We start from the raw sequence: 16,204 nt of genomic DNA on the forward strand, positions 1-16,204 counted from the left end.
ACGGGGGACATGGCCCACGCCATTGTCGCATCTGGCGGTCACGTGCGCGTGACGTCCGCTTCACGCCCGCGTCAGGCTTGGGCGGGCAGTACCGCCAGGGGGGTGTACACCGGGTGGGTGCCGCCAAGGTCGCTGCGCCACAGCACCATTTCGCGTACGGTGCAGTCTGGCCATGGCGATGCGGCGCGGCTGGTTGGAGCGCGGTTGATCCGGGTGTCGATGGCGGCCAGCAGGGCGTCGCGCGCGTCTGTCATCGCCCGGGGGGAATACAGGCGGGGCGGGGATGCCGATTCGCCGTCGCGACATGCGGCACCGTGGCGCTCGCCGTCGCGTCGGGCCTCGCGCACTCGGGCCAGGGTAAGGTGCGGGGCAAAGGGCCGGTCCTCCGGCGCGAACCCCAGGCGAACAAGGGCCGCGTTGACCGCCCCGGCCAGGGCCGCGCATTCCGGTGCGCCACGCGCCAGCCCCAGCCACAACACACGCGGAACCCCCCGGGCCGGGAACACCCCCGCCTTGCCCACGGCCAGTTGCAGGGGCGCAAAGCTGATGGTTCGCAGTGCGTCCGCCACCTCGGCGCAGCGGGGGACGGGCATGTCGCCCAGAAAACGCAGGGTCAGGTGCCAGTTGCCGGGGGGCGTCCAGCGCAGGCGGCGCAGCAGATCGGCCAGTGCCGGGGCGTGCGCGTCGGGGCCGGTCGTGTCGGCGTCGGCGCAGGGCGCGTGCAGGTCGGTGCGCAGTGCGGCCAGGCGGTCCTGCCATTGCGGGGGCAGGGGCAGCCCCACGAAGCAGCGGATCGGGCGGTTCGAATCCGCGCCGGACCCGTCAGGATTCGCGGGTGCGCCGCGCCAGGTCTTTCCCTGCGCCGTTCGCGTGTCCCCGGTCATGGTGTTCCCCTGTTCGTGACGTGTCCCTGCGGATGACGTGTCCTTGCGGATGACGTGTCCCTGCGCATGGCGTGTTGTCGGTGCCCGCGCAGGTTGCCTGTCCGGTCACCCGTTCGGCAACACGTCTGGCAGCACGTCCAGCAGCATTTCCACTGCGGCATCCACCGTGGCGTTGCGCACGGCGGCCCTGTCGCCGGAAAACAGAAAGCGCCGGGCCTGCACGTTCTCTCCATCGGCCACGGCCACCCACACCGTGCCCACGGGTTTTTCCGGGGTGCCGCCATCTGGACCGGCCACCCCGGAAACGGCCACGGCAAGGCGGGCACCGGTCAGGCGGCGTACCCCGGCGACCATGGCGCGCACCACCGGCTCGCTCACCGCGCCGTGGGCGGCCAGCAGGTCCGGGGCCACTCCCAGCACGTCGCGCTTCACCTCGTTGGCATAGGCCACCACCCCCCCGGTGAACCACGTGGAACTGCCCGGCACATCGGTGCAGCGGGCCGCGATAAGCCCGCCGGTGCACGATTCCGCCGTGGCCAGTGTGGCCCCCCGGGCAGCCAGGCTCTGGCCCAGCAACCGGACGCGGGCGTGCGTGTCGCTGGGCGATGGCATGACTGAGCCAGCCGGGCCAGCCGGGCCAGACATGCCAGACGGGCCAGACATGCCAGCCGGGCCAGCCTGTTCAGGCGGGGTGGTATCGGATGAATGCTGCGGGCAAGGCATGGCGAACGGCGTGGTGGGCATCTTGTCTCCGGTGCATGGGGGCAGGCGGTGCGGCATGCACCGCCCCTTCCGCCCGGCTACCACCGAGGAAACGGTTCCGGCAAGGGGCAGGCTTGCTACGGGCTGCGCGCGCTGCTACTCTGATGGCCGACCAGCAGTCATGGAGATGCGATGACCGACCAGCGTGAGGAAATGGTTTCGGCCCTGCAGGACGAAGTGCTCAGCGAAATGGCCGAGACCTTCTTTTCCGCCCGCAAGGCCGTGGATGAAGAGATGGAACTGTTCCGCTCGCGCGAGGAGGAACTGCGCCGGGCCTCCCGGCGTGCCCTGTGCCATGCCGGATGGCTGGCGGAGCTGCTTACCGGGGCGGACATGGCCGGGCAGTTGTGGCACGCCCTGGGGGTGCCCGTGGACTTCATGCAACTGGCGGGCGGCACGGAGGCCTGCCCGCATCGCGACGTGCCCTTTGCCTGGACCCGTTCCGGCCGGTACGAAAAGCTGCTGCTGGACGTGTACGAGGACACCTGGCGCGCCTTCGACGAGTATGTCAACGGCGTTGCCGCCACCGTGCCGGGAAGGACGGGCAAGGTGCGCAGGCTGGGCTATCGGCGGTATCGCCAGTGGGCGGCAGAGATCAACCGCATGGTGGACAAGGCCAACCGCGACCATTCACCCTCGTGCGTGCTGGGCATGGCCCGCGCACTGGACGTGGAAGGGCAGGAAAAGCTGAAGGTGGCGGGCAGCGGCATGGAAGGGTACTCGTGCGCGCTGGACGCCACGCTGGCCCTGCCCCGTCTGGACGAGAGCGTGCCCCAACTGCCGGACCTGCCGGATCTGCCGGCGCCCGCCACGGCGGCGCGCAGCCTGCGTGCCCTGGCGCGCCGCATCTGGCGTGAACGGCGGGACCGGGCGACCGCGGCATTGGCCCGCGTGGAGCAGTCACAGGCATGACATTTTTCGCGGGCACACTTTGGGCTGCCCCCCGGTCAGCCTGACACCCGATCTTGCGCCTATCCCGGCGACTGGTTGTTCCAGCGCCCGGACAGGCACGGTGGAATCACGGAGAGGGGACGCATGGTCGGTATGGGGCAGGCCGTGCGTCCGATGCACATCAGACGACACGCCGCGCGCAGGGGCCGCGCGTGGCGATGTCATGCAGGAGGGGAACACGGATGGAAGCGAAACAGCAGGACGCCGCACCCGCAGCCAAGACCGGCGGCGAGCGCAGGCGCGCCGCCCGCGTGGCCGGACGGTACAAGGGGCGCATCGAGATTTCCGGGTACGGCTTCACGGTGATGACCTGGGACGTCAGCCTTACCGGCGCGCGGTGCGCCGTGCGCGGCAAGTTTCCCGAAGGCACCGTGTGCACGCTGTTCGTGCAGAACGCCAAGGGTGAGGAGATGGGGCTGCCCGCCCGCGTGGTGCGCGGCACCGGCAACGACGTGCGGCTGAGTTTTTCGGCGGTGTCGCCCGAGGCCAACGCCTTTTTGCGGGCGCTCACCGGTTTGACGTAGCACGTCGGAATGCTCCGGGCCGCCCTCCGTGGGCCGTAACGAGCAGGGCGCGCGGCATGTCCGCGCGAAAGGAGAGCGGCGCATGCGCGTGCTGGCGGCAGACATTGGCGGCACCAACAGCCGCTTTGCCCTGTACGAGACGGACGGGCTGGCGCGCGGCGACGTGCCGCGCCCGCAAGACCACCTGTGCGGGGTGCGTCTGCCCACCGCGCGTGCGGCGTCCTTTGCCGATCTGCTGCGCCGGGCCGCCGCCGAGGAGCCAAGGTTGTTCGCGCCCCCACAAGCTTCTGGGGCGGATGCTTCGGGCGCGGGCGCCATGCCCCCGGCACTGCTGGTGCTGGCCGTGGCGGGACCGGTGCGCGACGGGCGCAGGTGCGCGCCGCCCAACATCCCCTGGGCGGTGGACCTGGACGACCCGGCGCTGCGTGCGCCGGATATGCCGCCCCTGCCCCCGGTGCTGCTGATCAACGATTTCGTGGCCCAGGCTTACGCCTGCCTGCGTCCGGCAGCGCTGGACGTGGTGGACGTGCTGGACGGGCATCCCGTGCCGGACGCCCCCACCGCCGTGGTGGGCGCGGGCACGGGCCTTGGCAAGTGCCTGCTGCTGCCCCCGTCCGGTGCAGGCATGCCGCCCCGCGCCTTGCCCTCGGAAGGGGGGCACGCCCTGTTCCCCTTCACGGACGAGCGGGAAATGGCCTTTGCGGCGTTCGTCCGTGCCCATACCGGACGTCAGGTCATCGGCGATCTGGTGGTGTCCGGCCCCGGCCTGCGCCTGCTGCACGCCTTCCACACCGGCCAGTGGCTGGAGCCCGCCGAGGTGGCGGCCCGCCTGATGTCTTGCGGGGACGATGACGGCCTTCGCTCGGTGCTCACCTGGTTCGCCCGGTTCTATGGCCGCGCCTGCCGCGACTACGTGCTGGAAACCCTGACCCTGGGCGGGCTGTTCATTGCCGGTGGGGTAGCCGCCGCCATGCCCGCGCTGGTGACGCATCCGGCTTTTGCCGAAGCCTTTCGCCAAAGCGATACCCACGCCGACCTGTTGCGCGGGGTGCCGGTGCGCCTGGTGCGCAGCCCCGACGCCGGGCTGCTGGGCGCGGCCCTGTACGGCGCCCTGAACGTTCCCCATGGCGTTACCCGGCAGGTCACCCCGGCCAACCCCGCTAACCGTGGCCCGACGGCGGCCCGGCAAACCGCAAAGGAACCTCATGCGTCCGGTATGGACTGACACGGCGCGGCGCGGCCTGCTGGTACTGGCGGTGGCGGCCTGCCTTGGGGCGGCGTGGTGGTCGGGCCTTGGCGAATGGCTGTCGCTGGCCCGGCTGAAGGCGTCGCAGGCGCAACTGGTGGCCTGGCACGGCGCCAGCCCGGTATTGTCCGTGGGGGCCTACATGGCGGTGTACGTGGCTTCCGCCGCGTTGTCGCTGCCGTGGGCCACGGCCCTGACCTTGGCGGGCGCGGCGGTGTTCGGTTTCTGGACCACGCTGTGGGCCACCTCGTTGTCCAGCACCGTGGGGGCCACACTGGCCTTCCTGGGCGCACGCTACGTGTTCCGCGATGCGGTGCGCCGCCGCTTCGGCCATCGCATGGCCCGCCTGGATGAGGGGCTGGCCCGCGACGGGGCGTTCTACCTGTTCGGGCTGCGCCTGGTGCCCGTGTTTCCCTTCTTTCTGGTCAACCTGCTGATGGGCCTGACGGCCATGCCCGCGCGCACCTATTTCTGGGTGTCGCTGGTGGGCATGTTGCCCGGTACGGCGGTGTACGTGAATGCCGGGCGCGAACTGGGTTCCCTGACGTCTGCGGGCGACGTGCTGTCGCCGGGATTGCTGGTGGCCATGACTCTGCTGGGAGTGTTTCCGCTGGTGGCGCGCAAGGTTCTGGAACGGGTGCGTTCACGCCGCGCGGCACCGGTCAACGATCCGGTCGCGGAAAAACGGCACGCCGAGGAGGACGACAATGGCCCGAACCCCACGGCATGATGTCGATCTGTTGGTCATCGGCGGCGGCGCTGCCGGACTGACGGCGGCGGCGGGAGCGGGGCGCTTCGGCGCGCGGGTGGTGCTGGCCGAGCGGGAAGCCGCCTTGGGCGGCGATTGCCTGCACCATGGCTGCGTGCCCAGCAAGACGCTGCTGGCCACGGCCAGGGCGCGTCATGTCATGCGCCGCGCCGCGTTCTTCGGCCTGCCCGTGCCGGAACTGGACCCGGTGGACTTTGTCGCCGTGGCCCGGCGCATCCGCGAGGTGCAGGCCGTCATCCAGCGCCACGATTCGCCGCAGCGCTTCGCCGGGCTGGGGGTGGACGTGCACTTCGGCCCGGCGCGTTTTTGCGACGAACACACCGTGGACATCGGCGGACGGCGGGTACGTGCGGCGCGCATCCTCATCGCCACCGGGTCGTCGGCCCAGCTGCCACCCCTGCCCGGGCTGGATTCCGTGTCCTTCCTGACCAACCGCGAACTCTTTTCGCTGGATGCGCTGCCTGCCTCGCTGCTGGTGCTGGGCGGCGGTCCCATGGCCTGCGAGATGGCCCAGGCCTTCGCCCGGCTGGGGTCGCGCGTGACCATGGTGCTGCGCGGCCCGCGCATTCTCCCGCGCGACGACGCGGACATGGCGGGGGTGGTGCACGCCGCCCTGGCCGCCGATGGGGTGCGCGTGCTGGCCGGTGCCACGGTGAAGCTGCTGCGCGCGGTGGCTGGCGAGGCTGACGGAAATGGCGGAGCCGGGAAGGGCGTGGAGGCGGAACTGGACGTCCCCCTGGGCGAGGGGCGCGGACCGCTTGTGGTGCGGGCGGACCGGTTGCTGGCGGCCCTGGGCCGCACTCCGGAAACTGCCGGGCTGGACCTTGCGGCGGCGGGCGTGGCCACCGGGAAGAACGGCGGCATCACCGTGGACGGGCGCATGCGCACCAGCCAGTCGCACATTTTCGCGGCCGGGGATGTGACCGGCGAGTGGCTGTTTACCCACGCGGCAGGGCACGAGGCCGGGGTGGTGGTGGCCAATGCGGTGCTGCGCCTGCCGCGCCGGGCGGACCATGCGCGCATGCCGTGGTGTACCTTCACCGATCCGGAACTGGCTTCGGTGGGCTGCAACGAGCGCATGGCCGCCGAGCGCGGCCTGCCCGTGGACGTGCATGTGGAGTCCTTTGCCGCCAACGACCGAGCCCTGGCCGAAGGCACGCCCGAAGGCCGCCTGAAGCTGGTGCTGCGCAAGGGAAGCAACAGGGTGCTGGGCGTGCAGGCCGTGGGGCCGCACGCGGGCGAGGTGCTGAACGAATGGGTGGCGGTGCTGGGTGGCGGGGTGCGTCTTTCCGCGCTGGCCGGGGCTGTGCATCCCTATCCCACGCTGGGTGAGATTTCGGCCCGCGCGGCGGGCAACGTGGTGTCGCGGGTGCTGTTTTCCGCCGGGGCGCGCAGGCTGCTGCGCCTGCTGTTCGGCTATCGGGGGTGAGCCCAGGCGCTTTGCGCCGTCATGCGGCAGGCCGCTTTGCGCCGTCATGCGGCGGGCCGCCGGGGCGTGGTGCACTGCGCCGTCATGCGGCGGGCCGCCGGGGCGTGGTGCACTGCGCCGCGCATGTCGCCGTCATGTCGCTGTCCGGCGGGCAATGAAGTGCCCCCGAAGACGGTGGCAGAAGCGGGGGTACCGTCTCCGGGGGCTGTTCCGGGGGCATGTTGAGGAAGGATGCGCGGTTCGCGGCTTCCTTCGATGATGCCTGTCTAGCACGCTCATGCACTGTGCGATATTGGGCAGAACGCTAAATTCTTCGGTAGGGAATGCGGTAGGGGCCCCCTATGCGTGGCGCATGGGATGCGCTGCCATGCAGGGGGACGTCCATGCGCCACGGGGGCTTGCCGTTCCGCGATGGTGCGGCGTGCCCGCATGCAACGGTACGGATGTGCGAAGCCGCACGGGATAGGACGAACCGGCACGGAACGGAGCCATGGCCACATGGCTAACGTCACGCGCGGCGCAGATGCATGCAACACTCAATGATACAGGGATGATGCCGATGCCGTTGTTCGGAGCGCACATGTCCGTGGCCGGAGGTATCTGGCGCGCGGTGGACCACGCCGTGGCGGTGGGGGCGCAGGCCTTGCAGGTGTTCACGGCCAACCAGCGGCGGTGGGAGGTGCCCGATCTTTCGGACAGTGACGCCGCACGCTTTCGCGCTGCCGTGGCCGGGTGGGGCGGGGGCTTCGTGGCCTCGCACGCCTCGTACCTGTTCAATCTCGCCTCGCCTGACGAGGACGCCGGTTCACGCTCGGTGCGCGGGCTGGCCCAAGAGATGGGGCGGTGCGGGCTGCTGGGCATTCCGTGGGTGGTGCTGCATCCCGGAGCGCATCTGGCAGGCAATGGCGGGCAGGCCGTGGAACAGGGGGGGCTTCGGGTGGCCGCGCGGCTGGCCGAAGCCTTCAACGCGGCGGGGCGCCTGTATCCCCATGCCGATGGCGTGGGCGTGTTGCTGGAAAACACCGCCGGGCAGGGCACCTGTCTGGGGGGCGACGTGGCGGACCTTGGGCGCATTGTCGATGCCTGCCCGGCCCGCGAACGGCTGGGGGTGTGCATCGATACGGCCCACGCCTGCGCCGCCGGGTACGACCTGGCCACGCAGGAAGGCTATGCGCGGCTGGTGGCGGCGGTGGATGGCGCGGTGGGCCTTGGGCGGGTGCGTTTGTTCCACGTCAATGACAGCGCCACGCCCTGCGGCGCCCGCAGCGACCGGCACGCGCACATCGGGCTGGGCCACGTGGGGGGCGCCGGATTTGCCCGGCTGGTGCGCGACCCGCGCTTTGCCGCCCACCCCATGGTGCTGGAAACGCACAAGGGCAAGGATCTGACCGAGGACCGCCGCAACCTGCGGGTGCTGCGCGCCCTGGCGGCGGGAAGGGACCCCGACGAGGTGCTGCGTGACGAGGGCGCGCCCGACAGGGAAGGACCGAAGACGTAGACGCGTCCCGGTCTGGCTGGACGGATGCGCCGGAAGGGCCAGATGCGTGGGGCGCGCCAGATGCGCCAGATGCGTAAGACGCGCCAGATGCGCCAGATGCGTAAGACGCGCCTGATGCGTAAGACGCGCCTGATGCGTAAGACGCGCCGGTTTTCCGTGGCGGGAACCGCCCTGTTACGCGGGCTGGTCCTTGCCGTCGGCGATATCGACCGCCGGAGCGGCTTCCGTGTCGGCCTGGGGCACGGTCTGCCCCGGCAGCAGGGAACCCGGCTGCATCGAGGAAGGACAGGTCCCGCCCGACGGGCATCCGCCCGTATCGCCAGTCCCTGAAGACGGGCACCCCGCGCAGTCGGTCCCGCAGGCATCCGTGCCGGGCGCGGTGACCGTGTATTCCGGCAGCAGGTGGGGCATCAGTTCCTTGGTGGCGGTGCGGTGCGCCGCTTCCACAAACACCTTGCCGTCCCGCGCCGTGGCGTCGAAGCGCGTCACCACCCGGCGGTCATCCGGGAACATCAGCCGCTTCTGGCGGATCATTTCCTCCACGATGCCTTCCAGCGCCTCCTGCGCGTCATCGGTCAGGCCGAAGCGCACCAGCGACAGGCGCAGGTTGGCGCGCCAGCGCTCATCGGGCAGGAAGGCCGCGTTCCAGGCGAACACGCCCAGGCTCACGGCGTTCTCCGGGCCGCTCAATTCTTCGGCCACGGCCAGCAGCGGGCGGCAGAAATCGTGGAGGGTCTGCGAAAAGGGGTCCATCGTCCGCTCGGCCTTGCGACGGCGGATTTCGGCGATGCGTTTCTTCAGTTTCTTGGCGTCGGGAGCGGCCATGGTGCCTCGCTGCGGTGGGTTGCGTGGCGCGCGGCTGGGCGCGAACGGCAGGTGCATAGGCGGTTTTGCGGGCAAGCGCAACCGGGCGCTGGGGCCACGGGGCGCTTTCGGACGGGCCTTGCGGATGCCGAACCGGCCGGCCTTGTGGATGCCGAATCGGGCGAATCGGGCGGAACGGGTACGTTGGCGCAACGGTGGACAGGGGCGGCGCGGCATGCCGTACCATGCCGCAACACGCAGGCCCGACAAATGCTGCGGACCTGCGTGTTGCGAAAATGTGCGCGAAACGCGCGCGGCGGCGGGCCGGGCAGGACGTATGCCTGGCCGCTTCGTTTTCGTGCCGTCAGCGGCGGCGCGAGCGCGCCCACAGGGCGATGCCCGCCAGCCCCACGATGTACCCAATGCCCCCCGCCACGTCGGCCATGCGCGGACCGCCGGACTGCATGGCCGCGAGCGAATGGCGCAACGGGGCCACCTGTTCGGCCACGGCCTCGGCCACGATGCGCCGCAGGGCGGCCTCGTCCGGTGCCGCGCCCTTGTAAGCCCCACCGGCTGCGGATGCCGGGGCGGCGGCCTGCGGGGCATCCTGCGCCGCAGGGGTGTCTGTGGCGGCCTGCGTGGGCGCGGGCGCTGCGGCAGGGGCGGTGGGAGATGCCGACGCAACCGTCCCCACCGGCGCGGCCAGGTATTCCTCGGCGGGCATGGTCCAGGTGTTGCGGTGACCTTCGCCAGCCTGCACCTCGATGATCAGGTCGCCCTTGGCCGCGCGCAGTTCCGGGGTGATGGGCAGGGTGCAGCGGCCTTTGGCGTCGGTGACGGCGGTGCCCATCACCGTGGCGCTGCCCGCCAGCGTGGCGGTAACCTTGGCGTCGCGGGCGGGGTTGCCGCTGCTGAAGGAACTTTCGCAGCGGATGGCGCCGCCTTCCACCCAGGCAAAGATGTTCACCCGGTGGGCCAGGGCCGGGCTTGCCTGCCCCAGCAGCACCGCACCCACGAGCAGGAGCGCGAGCAGTGCAGCCGTGCGTGCCGTTGCCCGGTGGGGCACGCCAAGGATGCGGGATACGGTGGGCGCGTCCGCCGTGACGGCGGGCGGCGTGGGGGCGGCGGTGAAAAAGATGCCGCGTAGCGGCGTGCGGGCGGGAATCCGGGTCTGTTCGCAATGCATGGTGCCTCCTGCGTGTTGCCCCTTGGCATGCATCTTTTTTTGGCAAAATTCAAACGCCAAGTGTGCGATCTGTAGAATCGTGCCACGCGTTCCGTCCGCGCCGATCAGCATTGGGCGCCTTTTGCTTGCCTGCGCACGCCGTTGAGGCTATCTGCTTGGTGATATCACCTTCAGGAAGAAGGGCAGGCGGATGAAGGACGAAAATCCGAACAGCAGTGACAGCGGGAACAGCGGGAACAGCGGGAAGGGCAACCCCTCCGGCTCGACAGGTGTTGCCCGCACGGCTGGTGACACCCCAGTGACGGCCCCGACCATGCCGGAACCCACCGTGCCGACCTCGACCATGCCGGTGCCGGACGCGCCGGATACGGGCGCACCGGATCATCCGGTTCTGGACCGGTCCGGCGCCATGCGGCGTCTGGAGCTGGATGCCGATAGCTACGGCCAGCTTCTGGCGTTGATGACCGTGGAGGTGGCCGGAATGCTGGATGCCTTGACCGAAGCCTGGCGCAACGGCGATGCGGTGACCATGCGTTTGCACGCCCACCGGCTGAAGAGCGAGGCCGCCAACGTGGGGGCCGAAGAGGTGCGTTTTGCCGCCAGCAGGCTGGAACGGCTGCTGCGGCAGCGGGATGCTGCGGATGGCGATGCCCCGTGTTCTTCCGCGCGGGACGATGCCTCGGCGGCGGTAAGCCATCTGCGTACGGCCCTGGCGCGCCTTGCCGCCGTGCTGGGCCAGTAGCGCCTTGCCGCCGTGCTGGGCCGGTAGCGCCTTGCCGCCGTGCACCATGGCGCCAGCCGCCGCAGGGCGCAACCATTCCCCTCTTCGGCGGCTTCCGTAACGGTTGGTCCGTCGCAGTACTGGTCTGCACATGCGGTCCGGGCACCCGGTCGGCCCTTCCATCCGCCTCGTCAACTCGCCTCGCCAACGTGCTTCGCCCCTCCGCCTCGTCCATCCACATCGTCGATCATTCTGCGGCCAGCCCGCGCCACGGCCTGTTTTCTCTTTCATTCACGGGCTTCCCCCGCAGCCGTGCGTTGTCCGTGTCGGGCAATCGACGTGCGGGCGGTCTAAAGCAAAACCACATCCGGCCGATGAGGTTTCCGACGGGGTGCGCCACTCCGCCGCGACCCTTTCGGAAGGTAGTCCCATGCTTCGCCGTTCTCGTGTACTCCGTGGCCTTGCCCGCGCCCTGCTGTTGGCCGTGGCTCTTGCCGTGTCCGTTCCCGCCGCCCCAGGCCTGTGCGGTCCGGCGGTCACGCCGCCGCCGCGCAACGTGCCCGACAAACCCTTTGCCGATACCCGTTCCGGACGTTCCATCAGCGAACCCGACGACTGGAGCCGCATGGCCACGGCCACGGCCCTGCGGGTGTACAAGGCCCTGGATGACCGCAGGGACCTCGTGGCCCTGCCCGTGCGCATCACCCCGCCCAACGCCCGGCCCTTCGCGCTGGCCTATCAGAACCTGCTGGCCACCGAACTGGTGTCGCGGGGGATGCAGGTTACGCTGGCGCCGGAGGATGATTCGGTGGAGCTGGACTTCGCGGTGCACGCGGTGCCCGTCGGGCCGCAGCGCTCCGTGACCGATGCCACCGCCAACCCCGACGCCAGGTGGGAAGTGGTGCTGACCACCACCATGTGGCACGGCAACCGCTACGTCATTCATACGGCGGACGGATTCGTGGTGCGCGGGGACGAGCTTGGCAAGTACGTGGACCCCGACGCGCCCGGCCACACCGTGCGGCCCTTCCGGTCGCGCAGCGTGCCCATGGTCAACAGGTAGGGCACACCGAACAGCCGAAAGCACGGGCTGCGGATTTCCGCCGTGTTTTCGCAACCGCACAGACCGGGAGGCGACGCATGTCCGCATCCAGCAAATATTCCAAGTTGTTTCAGGTTGCTCTGGCCACGGTGCTCGTGGCCGGATTGCTGGCCCTTACGCTGCACGCCGCCCCTGCGCGGGCCGACGCCGGTCCCGTGGGTGCCGCCGCGCGCCAGCCCGCCGCGCCCGACGGAGTGCTGGTCAACCCGCCGGAAGGCTCGGAACTGCTCAACGCCAACACCTACGCCGCCGATGCGCTGCACGCGGTGATGGCCTCGCGCGTGAGCACGGGCAGCCCCATCCTTGTGGCCACCCTGGCCGACGTGGACAATCTGGAGCGCAGCACGCCCTTTGGCCGGGTGACCATGCAGCAGGTGGCCTCGCGCCTGGGGCAGCATGGCTACCGCGTGCTCGAGGCGCGCATGGGCCGGGCGCTGACTTTCACCCCGCAAGGCGAATTTCTGCTCTCGCGCGACGCCACCAGGCTGATGCAATCGGAATACGATGCCCAGGCGGCGCTGGTGGGTACCTATTCGCTGGCGGGCGGCACGGCCTATGTTTCGTTGCGGGTGGTGCGGCTGGACGATGCGGCGGTGATGGCCGCCTACGAGTACCACCTGCCCGTGCGCGGCGACACGCGCAGGATGATGGCCGGGCAGGGCGACCCGTGGAGCCAGTATGCCGGGCGGCGCCAGGCGTTTTCCGGCGCGGCGGTGGCCATGGCCCCGCAGGCGGCGGTTGCGGTGCCCGGCGCGACTGGCGCGTCGGCACAATCGGGTGGTCGTCCGGTTTACCCCGCGCCGGTTGCCGTACCTTCATCGGCTTCGGGGGCGTCCACGGACCCGGCGGCCATGCCGCTGCTCAAGGATTTCCCGCCCATCGGGTCCAAGTCTTCGGCCACTGCGGGCAAGCCCGTTGCCAAAAAGGCGGCCCCGGCCCAAAAGCAGGCGGTCAAGAAACCTGCCGCGCAGAAGCAAGCCGCCAAGGCCCCGGCCAGGAAGGCCGATGGCAAGTCCGCCGCGAAACCGGCCGCCAAGGCCGCGCCCAAGCCCTCGGCCAAGGCAGGCACCAAGCCGGACGCATAGGCGGTCCCGCCATTGTCCGCCGTCCTGCGGGCGCGCTCCGTTGGGGGCAGTATCCTTGCAGGCAGGTGCGATGGGTGAGGCGGGGATGTTCGACGGTACGCCCGGAATGCTCGCAAAGGCCCGGCGCGCACCCTGCATGGGGTGCAGCCGGGCCTTTCGCATGGTGCGTTGCCTGTCCCCATGGGGCCGGACGGCGTGAAGGCGTGCGGCAGAAGGGCGTGGCAACACTGGCGGGGATGGGCCGCCGCGTCGATTTCACTTGAATTCCAAGCCCGAAGGGCCTATGTCTGCGGTGCCGGAGACGGACCTTGCCTGTCCGCCCGGTCTGGTCCTGCCTGGTCCTGCCTGGTCCTGCCTGGTCTTGCCTGGTCTTGCCTGGTCCTGCTTGGCTTGGTCTGGCTTGGTCTGGCTTGGCCCTGCCCGATTGGGCTCACCCCTGTCTGTCCGGCTCGCCGTGCACGATAGGCCACCCTTTGGCCGCATGCGGCACCGTGCCCGCCAGTGTCAGCCCGCGCTTGACGCGGGCCTGCATACCGGGTAAACAGGTCCGTTCATATTTTTTGAAGGAGAAATTCCATGTCGAAGAGAACCTACCAGCCCAGCAAGATCCGCCGCAAGCGTACCTGCGGCTTCCGCGTCCGCATGAGCACCGTCAACGGCCGCGCCGTCATTCGTCGTCGTCGTGCCAAGGGGCGCAAGAGATTAGCTCTCTAGTCTTTCCCCGGCACAATCGGCTTGTCCGCAGGCCCGACTACACGACCTGCTACGACAAGGGACGCCGTCTTTTTACCAAGCATTTCGTCCTGTTCGTCCTATTCGACCTGGAACGCACGGCCAGCCCGGAAGGGTGGCGCCTGGGGCTGGCCGTTACCAGGAAGACGGGGTCGGCTGTGCGGCGTAACCGCGTCAAGCGGGTGCTGCGCGAGTTTTTCCGGCTCCACCGCGCCTTGATGCCCGATGGCGTGGACGTCATCGTGGTGCCCAAGCGCCACCTCAAGCCCGAGCGGGTCACACTCGCCCTCGTCACCCAGGAACTCCTGCCCCTGCTGCCGGAACTTCGCGCCCACCACGGCGCGGACGACCGCACCGGCGCCCACAGGCCGGAGGCAGCCGTGGCGGTTGGTTCCGGACCGGTGCCTTCCGGACCCGAAGCGGCAGCGCCGCGCTCGGCCCCATCAGGCACCGCCCCCACCGACGAGGTCCGGCCAGACACGGCCCGCGAGGCGGAAACCGGAGCGCAATGAGCACCTTACCGCGCGAACTGGTCGTGTGGCCCATCCGCTGCTACCAGCGCTTCATCTCGCCTTGCCTTCCGCCCGCCTGCCGGTACGTGCCGACCTGTTCCGCCTACGCCGCAGAGGCCGTGCTGACGCACGGCGTCGTGCGCGGCCTGCTGCTGGCCTGCCGGCGGTTGCTGCGCTGCCACCCGTGGTGCGCAGGCGGGTATGATCCCGTGCCCCCGCCCCGGCATTCCGGATGCGCCGCCCCCGGCGCTTCCGCCACCGCAACAGCCAGACACGCAACAGCACAGGAGCTGTCGATCTCCCATGGAAAGTAAGCGCGCCATCATCGCCATCGCCTTGAGCTTCGTGGTCCTCGTGGGCTGGAGCTACCTTGCCGATCACATGGGTTGGAACGGTCAGCCCGCTCCCCAGACCCAACAGGAACAGGCCGCCCCCCAGGCTGCCTCCCAGTCGGCCGAGCAGGCCACCGCGCCCGCTCCCCGCCCCGAAACCCCCGTCTTCCTGCCCTCCGCCGGGCGCGAGGTGACGGTAACCACGCCGCTGTACAAGGCCGTGCTGCATTCCGGCGGCGGCGTGTTGAAGCATTTCAGCCTGACGCGCTACCGGACGGCCATCACTGCCGGCGCCCCGGCCGTGGACCTGGTGGACACCGCCGCCACGGTCATGTCGCCCCTGGGCCTGCTGATCAACGGCCAGCCTTCGTGGAGCACCGGTCAGTGGTCCTTCGACGGCGGCGACCTGGCGCTGGCCGCCGGGCAGTCCGGCGTGCTGACCTTCACCGGAGAGGTGGACGGCGTGCGCGTGGTGCGCGAGCTGACCTTCAGCGCCGACACCTACCTTATTTCCGAAAAGGTGCGCCTGGCCCCCCTGGCCGATGCGCGCACCGTGCGCCTGGGCTTTACCGTGGGCACGGGCAACCTGTCGCCCAACGGCGGCCAGTACGATCATACCCGCGTGGCCTGGCTGCACGAGGGTTCGTTCAGCGAAAAGACCAGCGCCTCCGACCTCGAGAAGGGCGTGCTGGAAACCGGCACCCTGAGCTGGGGCGCGGTGATGAGCAACTACTTCCTGGTGGCGGCGGCCCCGGCCGACACCACCGGCGTGACCCTGAAGGGCAAGCTGCAGGAAGGCGTGTACCGCGTGGCCATGGAACGCGGCGACGTGTCCATTCCCGCGGGCGGCGAAACCACCGCCGCGTGCAGCTACTGGATCGGCCCCAAGGAACGCGGCCTGCTGAAGGAAGCGCCCAATCAGCTGTCCGAGGCCATCAACCTCGGCTGGTTCAGCATCATCGCCCGTCCGCTGGTGGACATGCTGGAGTTCTTCCACAAGTACGTGGGCAACTACGGCGTGGCCATCATTCTGCTGACCGTGCTCATCAAGCTGGTGTTCTGGCCGCTTTCGCACAAGAGCTACAAGTCCATGGAGCAGATGAAGAAGCTTCAGCCCATGCTCCAGAAGCTGCGTGAAAAGCACGGCGACGACCGCGAGAAGATGAACGAAGAGATGATGCGCCTGTACAAGACCTACAAGGTCAACCCGGCGGGCGGCTGCCTGCCCATGCTGGTGCAGATTCCCGTCTTCTTCGGCCTGTACCAGGCACTGCTGAACGCCATAGAACTGCGCCACGCCTCGTTCATCACGCATCTGCCGTTCACCGACATGGTCTGGCTGGCCGACCTTTCGGCCAAGGACCCCTACTACATCACCCCCATCGTCATGGGCGCCACCATGCTGTTGCAGCAGAAGCTGACGCCCGCCCCCGGCGATCCGACCCAGGCCAAGATCATGATGTTCATGCCCGTGGTGTTCACCTTCATGTTCCTGAGCTTCCCGTCGGGCCTCGTGGTGTACTGGCTGTGCAACAACGTGCTGTCCATCGCGCAGCAGTGGTGGATGCTCCGCAAGGCATAGGAAGTCCCTTTCGCCCCCCTCCGTCCGCCCTGCGCGGGCGGAGGGGCGGCCATGCGCCGGTCGCGCGTCCGCATGACGGGCACAT

18 protein-coding genes are annotated in these 16,204 nt (G+C 69.7%); 13 read left to right on the plus strand and 5 right to left on the minus strand.

Annotation, left to right across the window (positions count from 1 at the left end):
* Positions 1–71: 71 nt before the first annotated feature.
* Positions 72–884: an RNA 2',3'-cyclic phosphodiesterase gene (gene thpR, locus ABWO17_RS08455; protein ID WP_353117538.1), complete on the minus strand. Its 813-nt coding sequence runs from the start codon at positions 882–884 to the stop codon at positions 72–74.
* 105 nt (positions 885–989) lie between these two features.
* Positions 990–1,628 carry a CinA family protein gene (locus ABWO17_RS08460; RefSeq protein WP_353117540.1) on the minus strand — a complete coding sequence of 213 codons (639 nt, stop codon included), beginning with the start codon at positions 1,626–1,628 and terminating at the stop codon, positions 990–992.
* Between the two features lie 150 nt (positions 1,629–1,778).
* Between ABWO17_RS08460 and ABWO17_RS08465 the strand changes: the two genes are divergently transcribed.
* The 6 genes from ABWO17_RS08465 (at position 1,779) to ABWO17_RS08490 (ending at position 8,063) form a co-directional block, all read left to right on the plus strand.
* The gene (locus ABWO17_RS08465; RefSeq protein ID WP_353117542.1) at positions 1,779–2,558 is read left to right on the plus strand and encodes a hypothetical protein; all 780 of its coding nucleotides are present in this window, start codon (positions 1,779–1,781) and stop codon (positions 2,556–2,558) included.
* Between the two features lie 221 nt (positions 2,559–2,779).
* Positions 2,780–3,121 (plus strand): PilZ domain-containing protein, encoded by a 342-nt coding sequence (locus ABWO17_RS08470; RefSeq protein WP_353117544.1) that lies wholly within the window; start codon positions 2,780–2,782, stop codon positions 3,119–3,121.
* 82 nt (positions 3,122–3,203) lie between these two features.
* On the plus strand, positions 3,204–4,346 hold the full coding sequence (locus ABWO17_RS08475; protein ID WP_353117546.1) for a glucokinase: 1,143 nt from the start codon (positions 3,204–3,206) through the stop codon (positions 4,344–4,346).
* Positions 4,327–5,097 (plus strand): TVP38/TMEM64 family protein, encoded by a 771-nt coding sequence (locus ABWO17_RS08480; protein ID WP_353117547.1) that lies wholly within the window; start codon positions 4,327–4,329, stop codon positions 5,095–5,097. Before ABWO17_RS08475 ends, ABWO17_RS08480 begins: the two co-directional genes overlap by 20 nt.
* Positions 5,075–6,565: a dihydrolipoyl dehydrogenase family protein gene (locus ABWO17_RS08485; protein ID WP_353117549.1), complete on the plus strand. Its 1,491-nt coding sequence runs from the start codon at positions 5,075–5,077 to the stop codon at positions 6,563–6,565. Before ABWO17_RS08480 ends, ABWO17_RS08485 begins: the two co-directional genes overlap by 23 nt.
* Positions 6,566–7,124: 559 nt before the next feature.
* Positions 7,125–8,063, plus strand: a complete 939-nt coding sequence (locus tag ABWO17_RS08490) for a deoxyribonuclease IV (RefSeq protein WP_353117551.1) — start codon at positions 7,125–7,127, stop codon at positions 8,061–8,063.
* A 174-nt stretch (positions 8,064–8,237) separates the two neighbouring features.
* Here the strand turns inward: ABWO17_RS08490 and ABWO17_RS08495 are convergent, their stop codons facing one another.
* From ABWO17_RS08495 to ABWO17_RS08505, 3 genes are all read right to left on the minus strand, one after another.
* Entirely contained in the window at positions 8,238–8,888 is a 651-nt protein-coding gene (locus ABWO17_RS08495) for a hypothetical protein (protein ID WP_353117553.1), read from the minus strand.
* A gap of 343 nt (positions 8,889–9,231) precedes the next feature.
* Positions 9,232–10,053, minus strand: a complete 822-nt coding sequence (locus tag ABWO17_RS08500; RefSeq protein ID WP_353117555.1) for a NikL family nickel/cobalt ECF transporter subunit — start codon at positions 10,051–10,053, stop codon at positions 9,232–9,234.
* A gap of 147 nt (positions 10,054–10,200) precedes the next feature.
* On the minus strand, positions 10,201–10,398 hold the full coding sequence (locus tag ABWO17_RS08505) for a hypothetical protein (protein ID WP_353117557.1): 198 nt from the start codon (positions 10,396–10,398) through the stop codon (positions 10,201–10,203).
* Here ABWO17_RS08505 and ABWO17_RS08510 point away from each other — a divergent pair.
* From ABWO17_RS08510 to yidC, 7 genes are all read left to right on the plus strand, one after another.
* Positions 10,382–10,795: an Hpt domain-containing protein gene (locus ABWO17_RS08510; protein WP_353117559.1), complete on the plus strand. Its 414-nt coding sequence runs from the start codon at positions 10,382–10,384 to the stop codon at positions 10,793–10,795. The genes ABWO17_RS08505 and ABWO17_RS08510 overlap by 17 nt on opposite strands.
* A 409-nt stretch (positions 10,796–11,204) precedes the next feature.
* On the plus strand, positions 11,205–11,837 hold the full coding sequence (locus ABWO17_RS08515; protein ID WP_353117561.1) for a hypothetical protein: 633 nt from the start codon (positions 11,205–11,207) through the stop codon (positions 11,835–11,837).
* Between the two features lie 77 nt (positions 11,838–11,914).
* On the plus strand, positions 11,915–12,961 hold the full coding sequence (locus tag ABWO17_RS08520; protein WP_353117563.1) for a FlgO family outer membrane protein: 1,047 nt from the start codon (positions 11,915–11,917) through the stop codon (positions 12,959–12,961).
* Between the two features lie 576 nt (positions 12,962–13,537).
* The gene (gene rpmH / locus ABWO17_RS08525; RefSeq protein WP_084559536.1) at positions 13,538–13,675 is read left to right on the plus strand and encodes a 50S ribosomal protein L34; all 138 of its coding nucleotides are present in this window, start codon (positions 13,538–13,540) and stop codon (positions 13,673–13,675) included.
* On the plus strand, positions 13,663–14,205 hold the full coding sequence (gene rnpA / locus ABWO17_RS08530) for a ribonuclease P protein component (protein ID WP_353118214.1): 543 nt from the start codon (positions 13,663–13,665) through the stop codon (positions 14,203–14,205). The genes rpmH and rnpA overlap by 13 nt, the downstream gene beginning before the upstream one ends.
* A complete protein-coding gene (yidD, locus tag ABWO17_RS08535; RefSeq protein WP_353117566.1) occupies positions 14,202–14,519 on the plus strand; it encodes a membrane protein insertion efficiency factor YidD in 318 nt (105 codons plus the stop codon). Before rnpA ends, yidD begins: the two co-directional genes overlap by 4 nt.
* A complete protein-coding gene (yidC, locus tag ABWO17_RS08540) occupies positions 14,509–16,119 on the plus strand; it encodes a membrane protein insertase YidC (RefSeq protein ID WP_353117568.1) in 1,611 nt (536 codons plus the stop codon). The genes yidD and yidC overlap by 11 nt, the downstream gene beginning before the upstream one ends.
* The last annotated feature ends 85 nt before the right edge of the window (positions 16,120–16,204 follow it).

This window comes from Nitratidesulfovibrio sp., assembly GCF_040373385.1.
Lineage (GTDB): Bacteria > Desulfobacterota > Desulfovibrionia > Desulfovibrionales > Desulfovibrionaceae > Cupidesulfovibrio.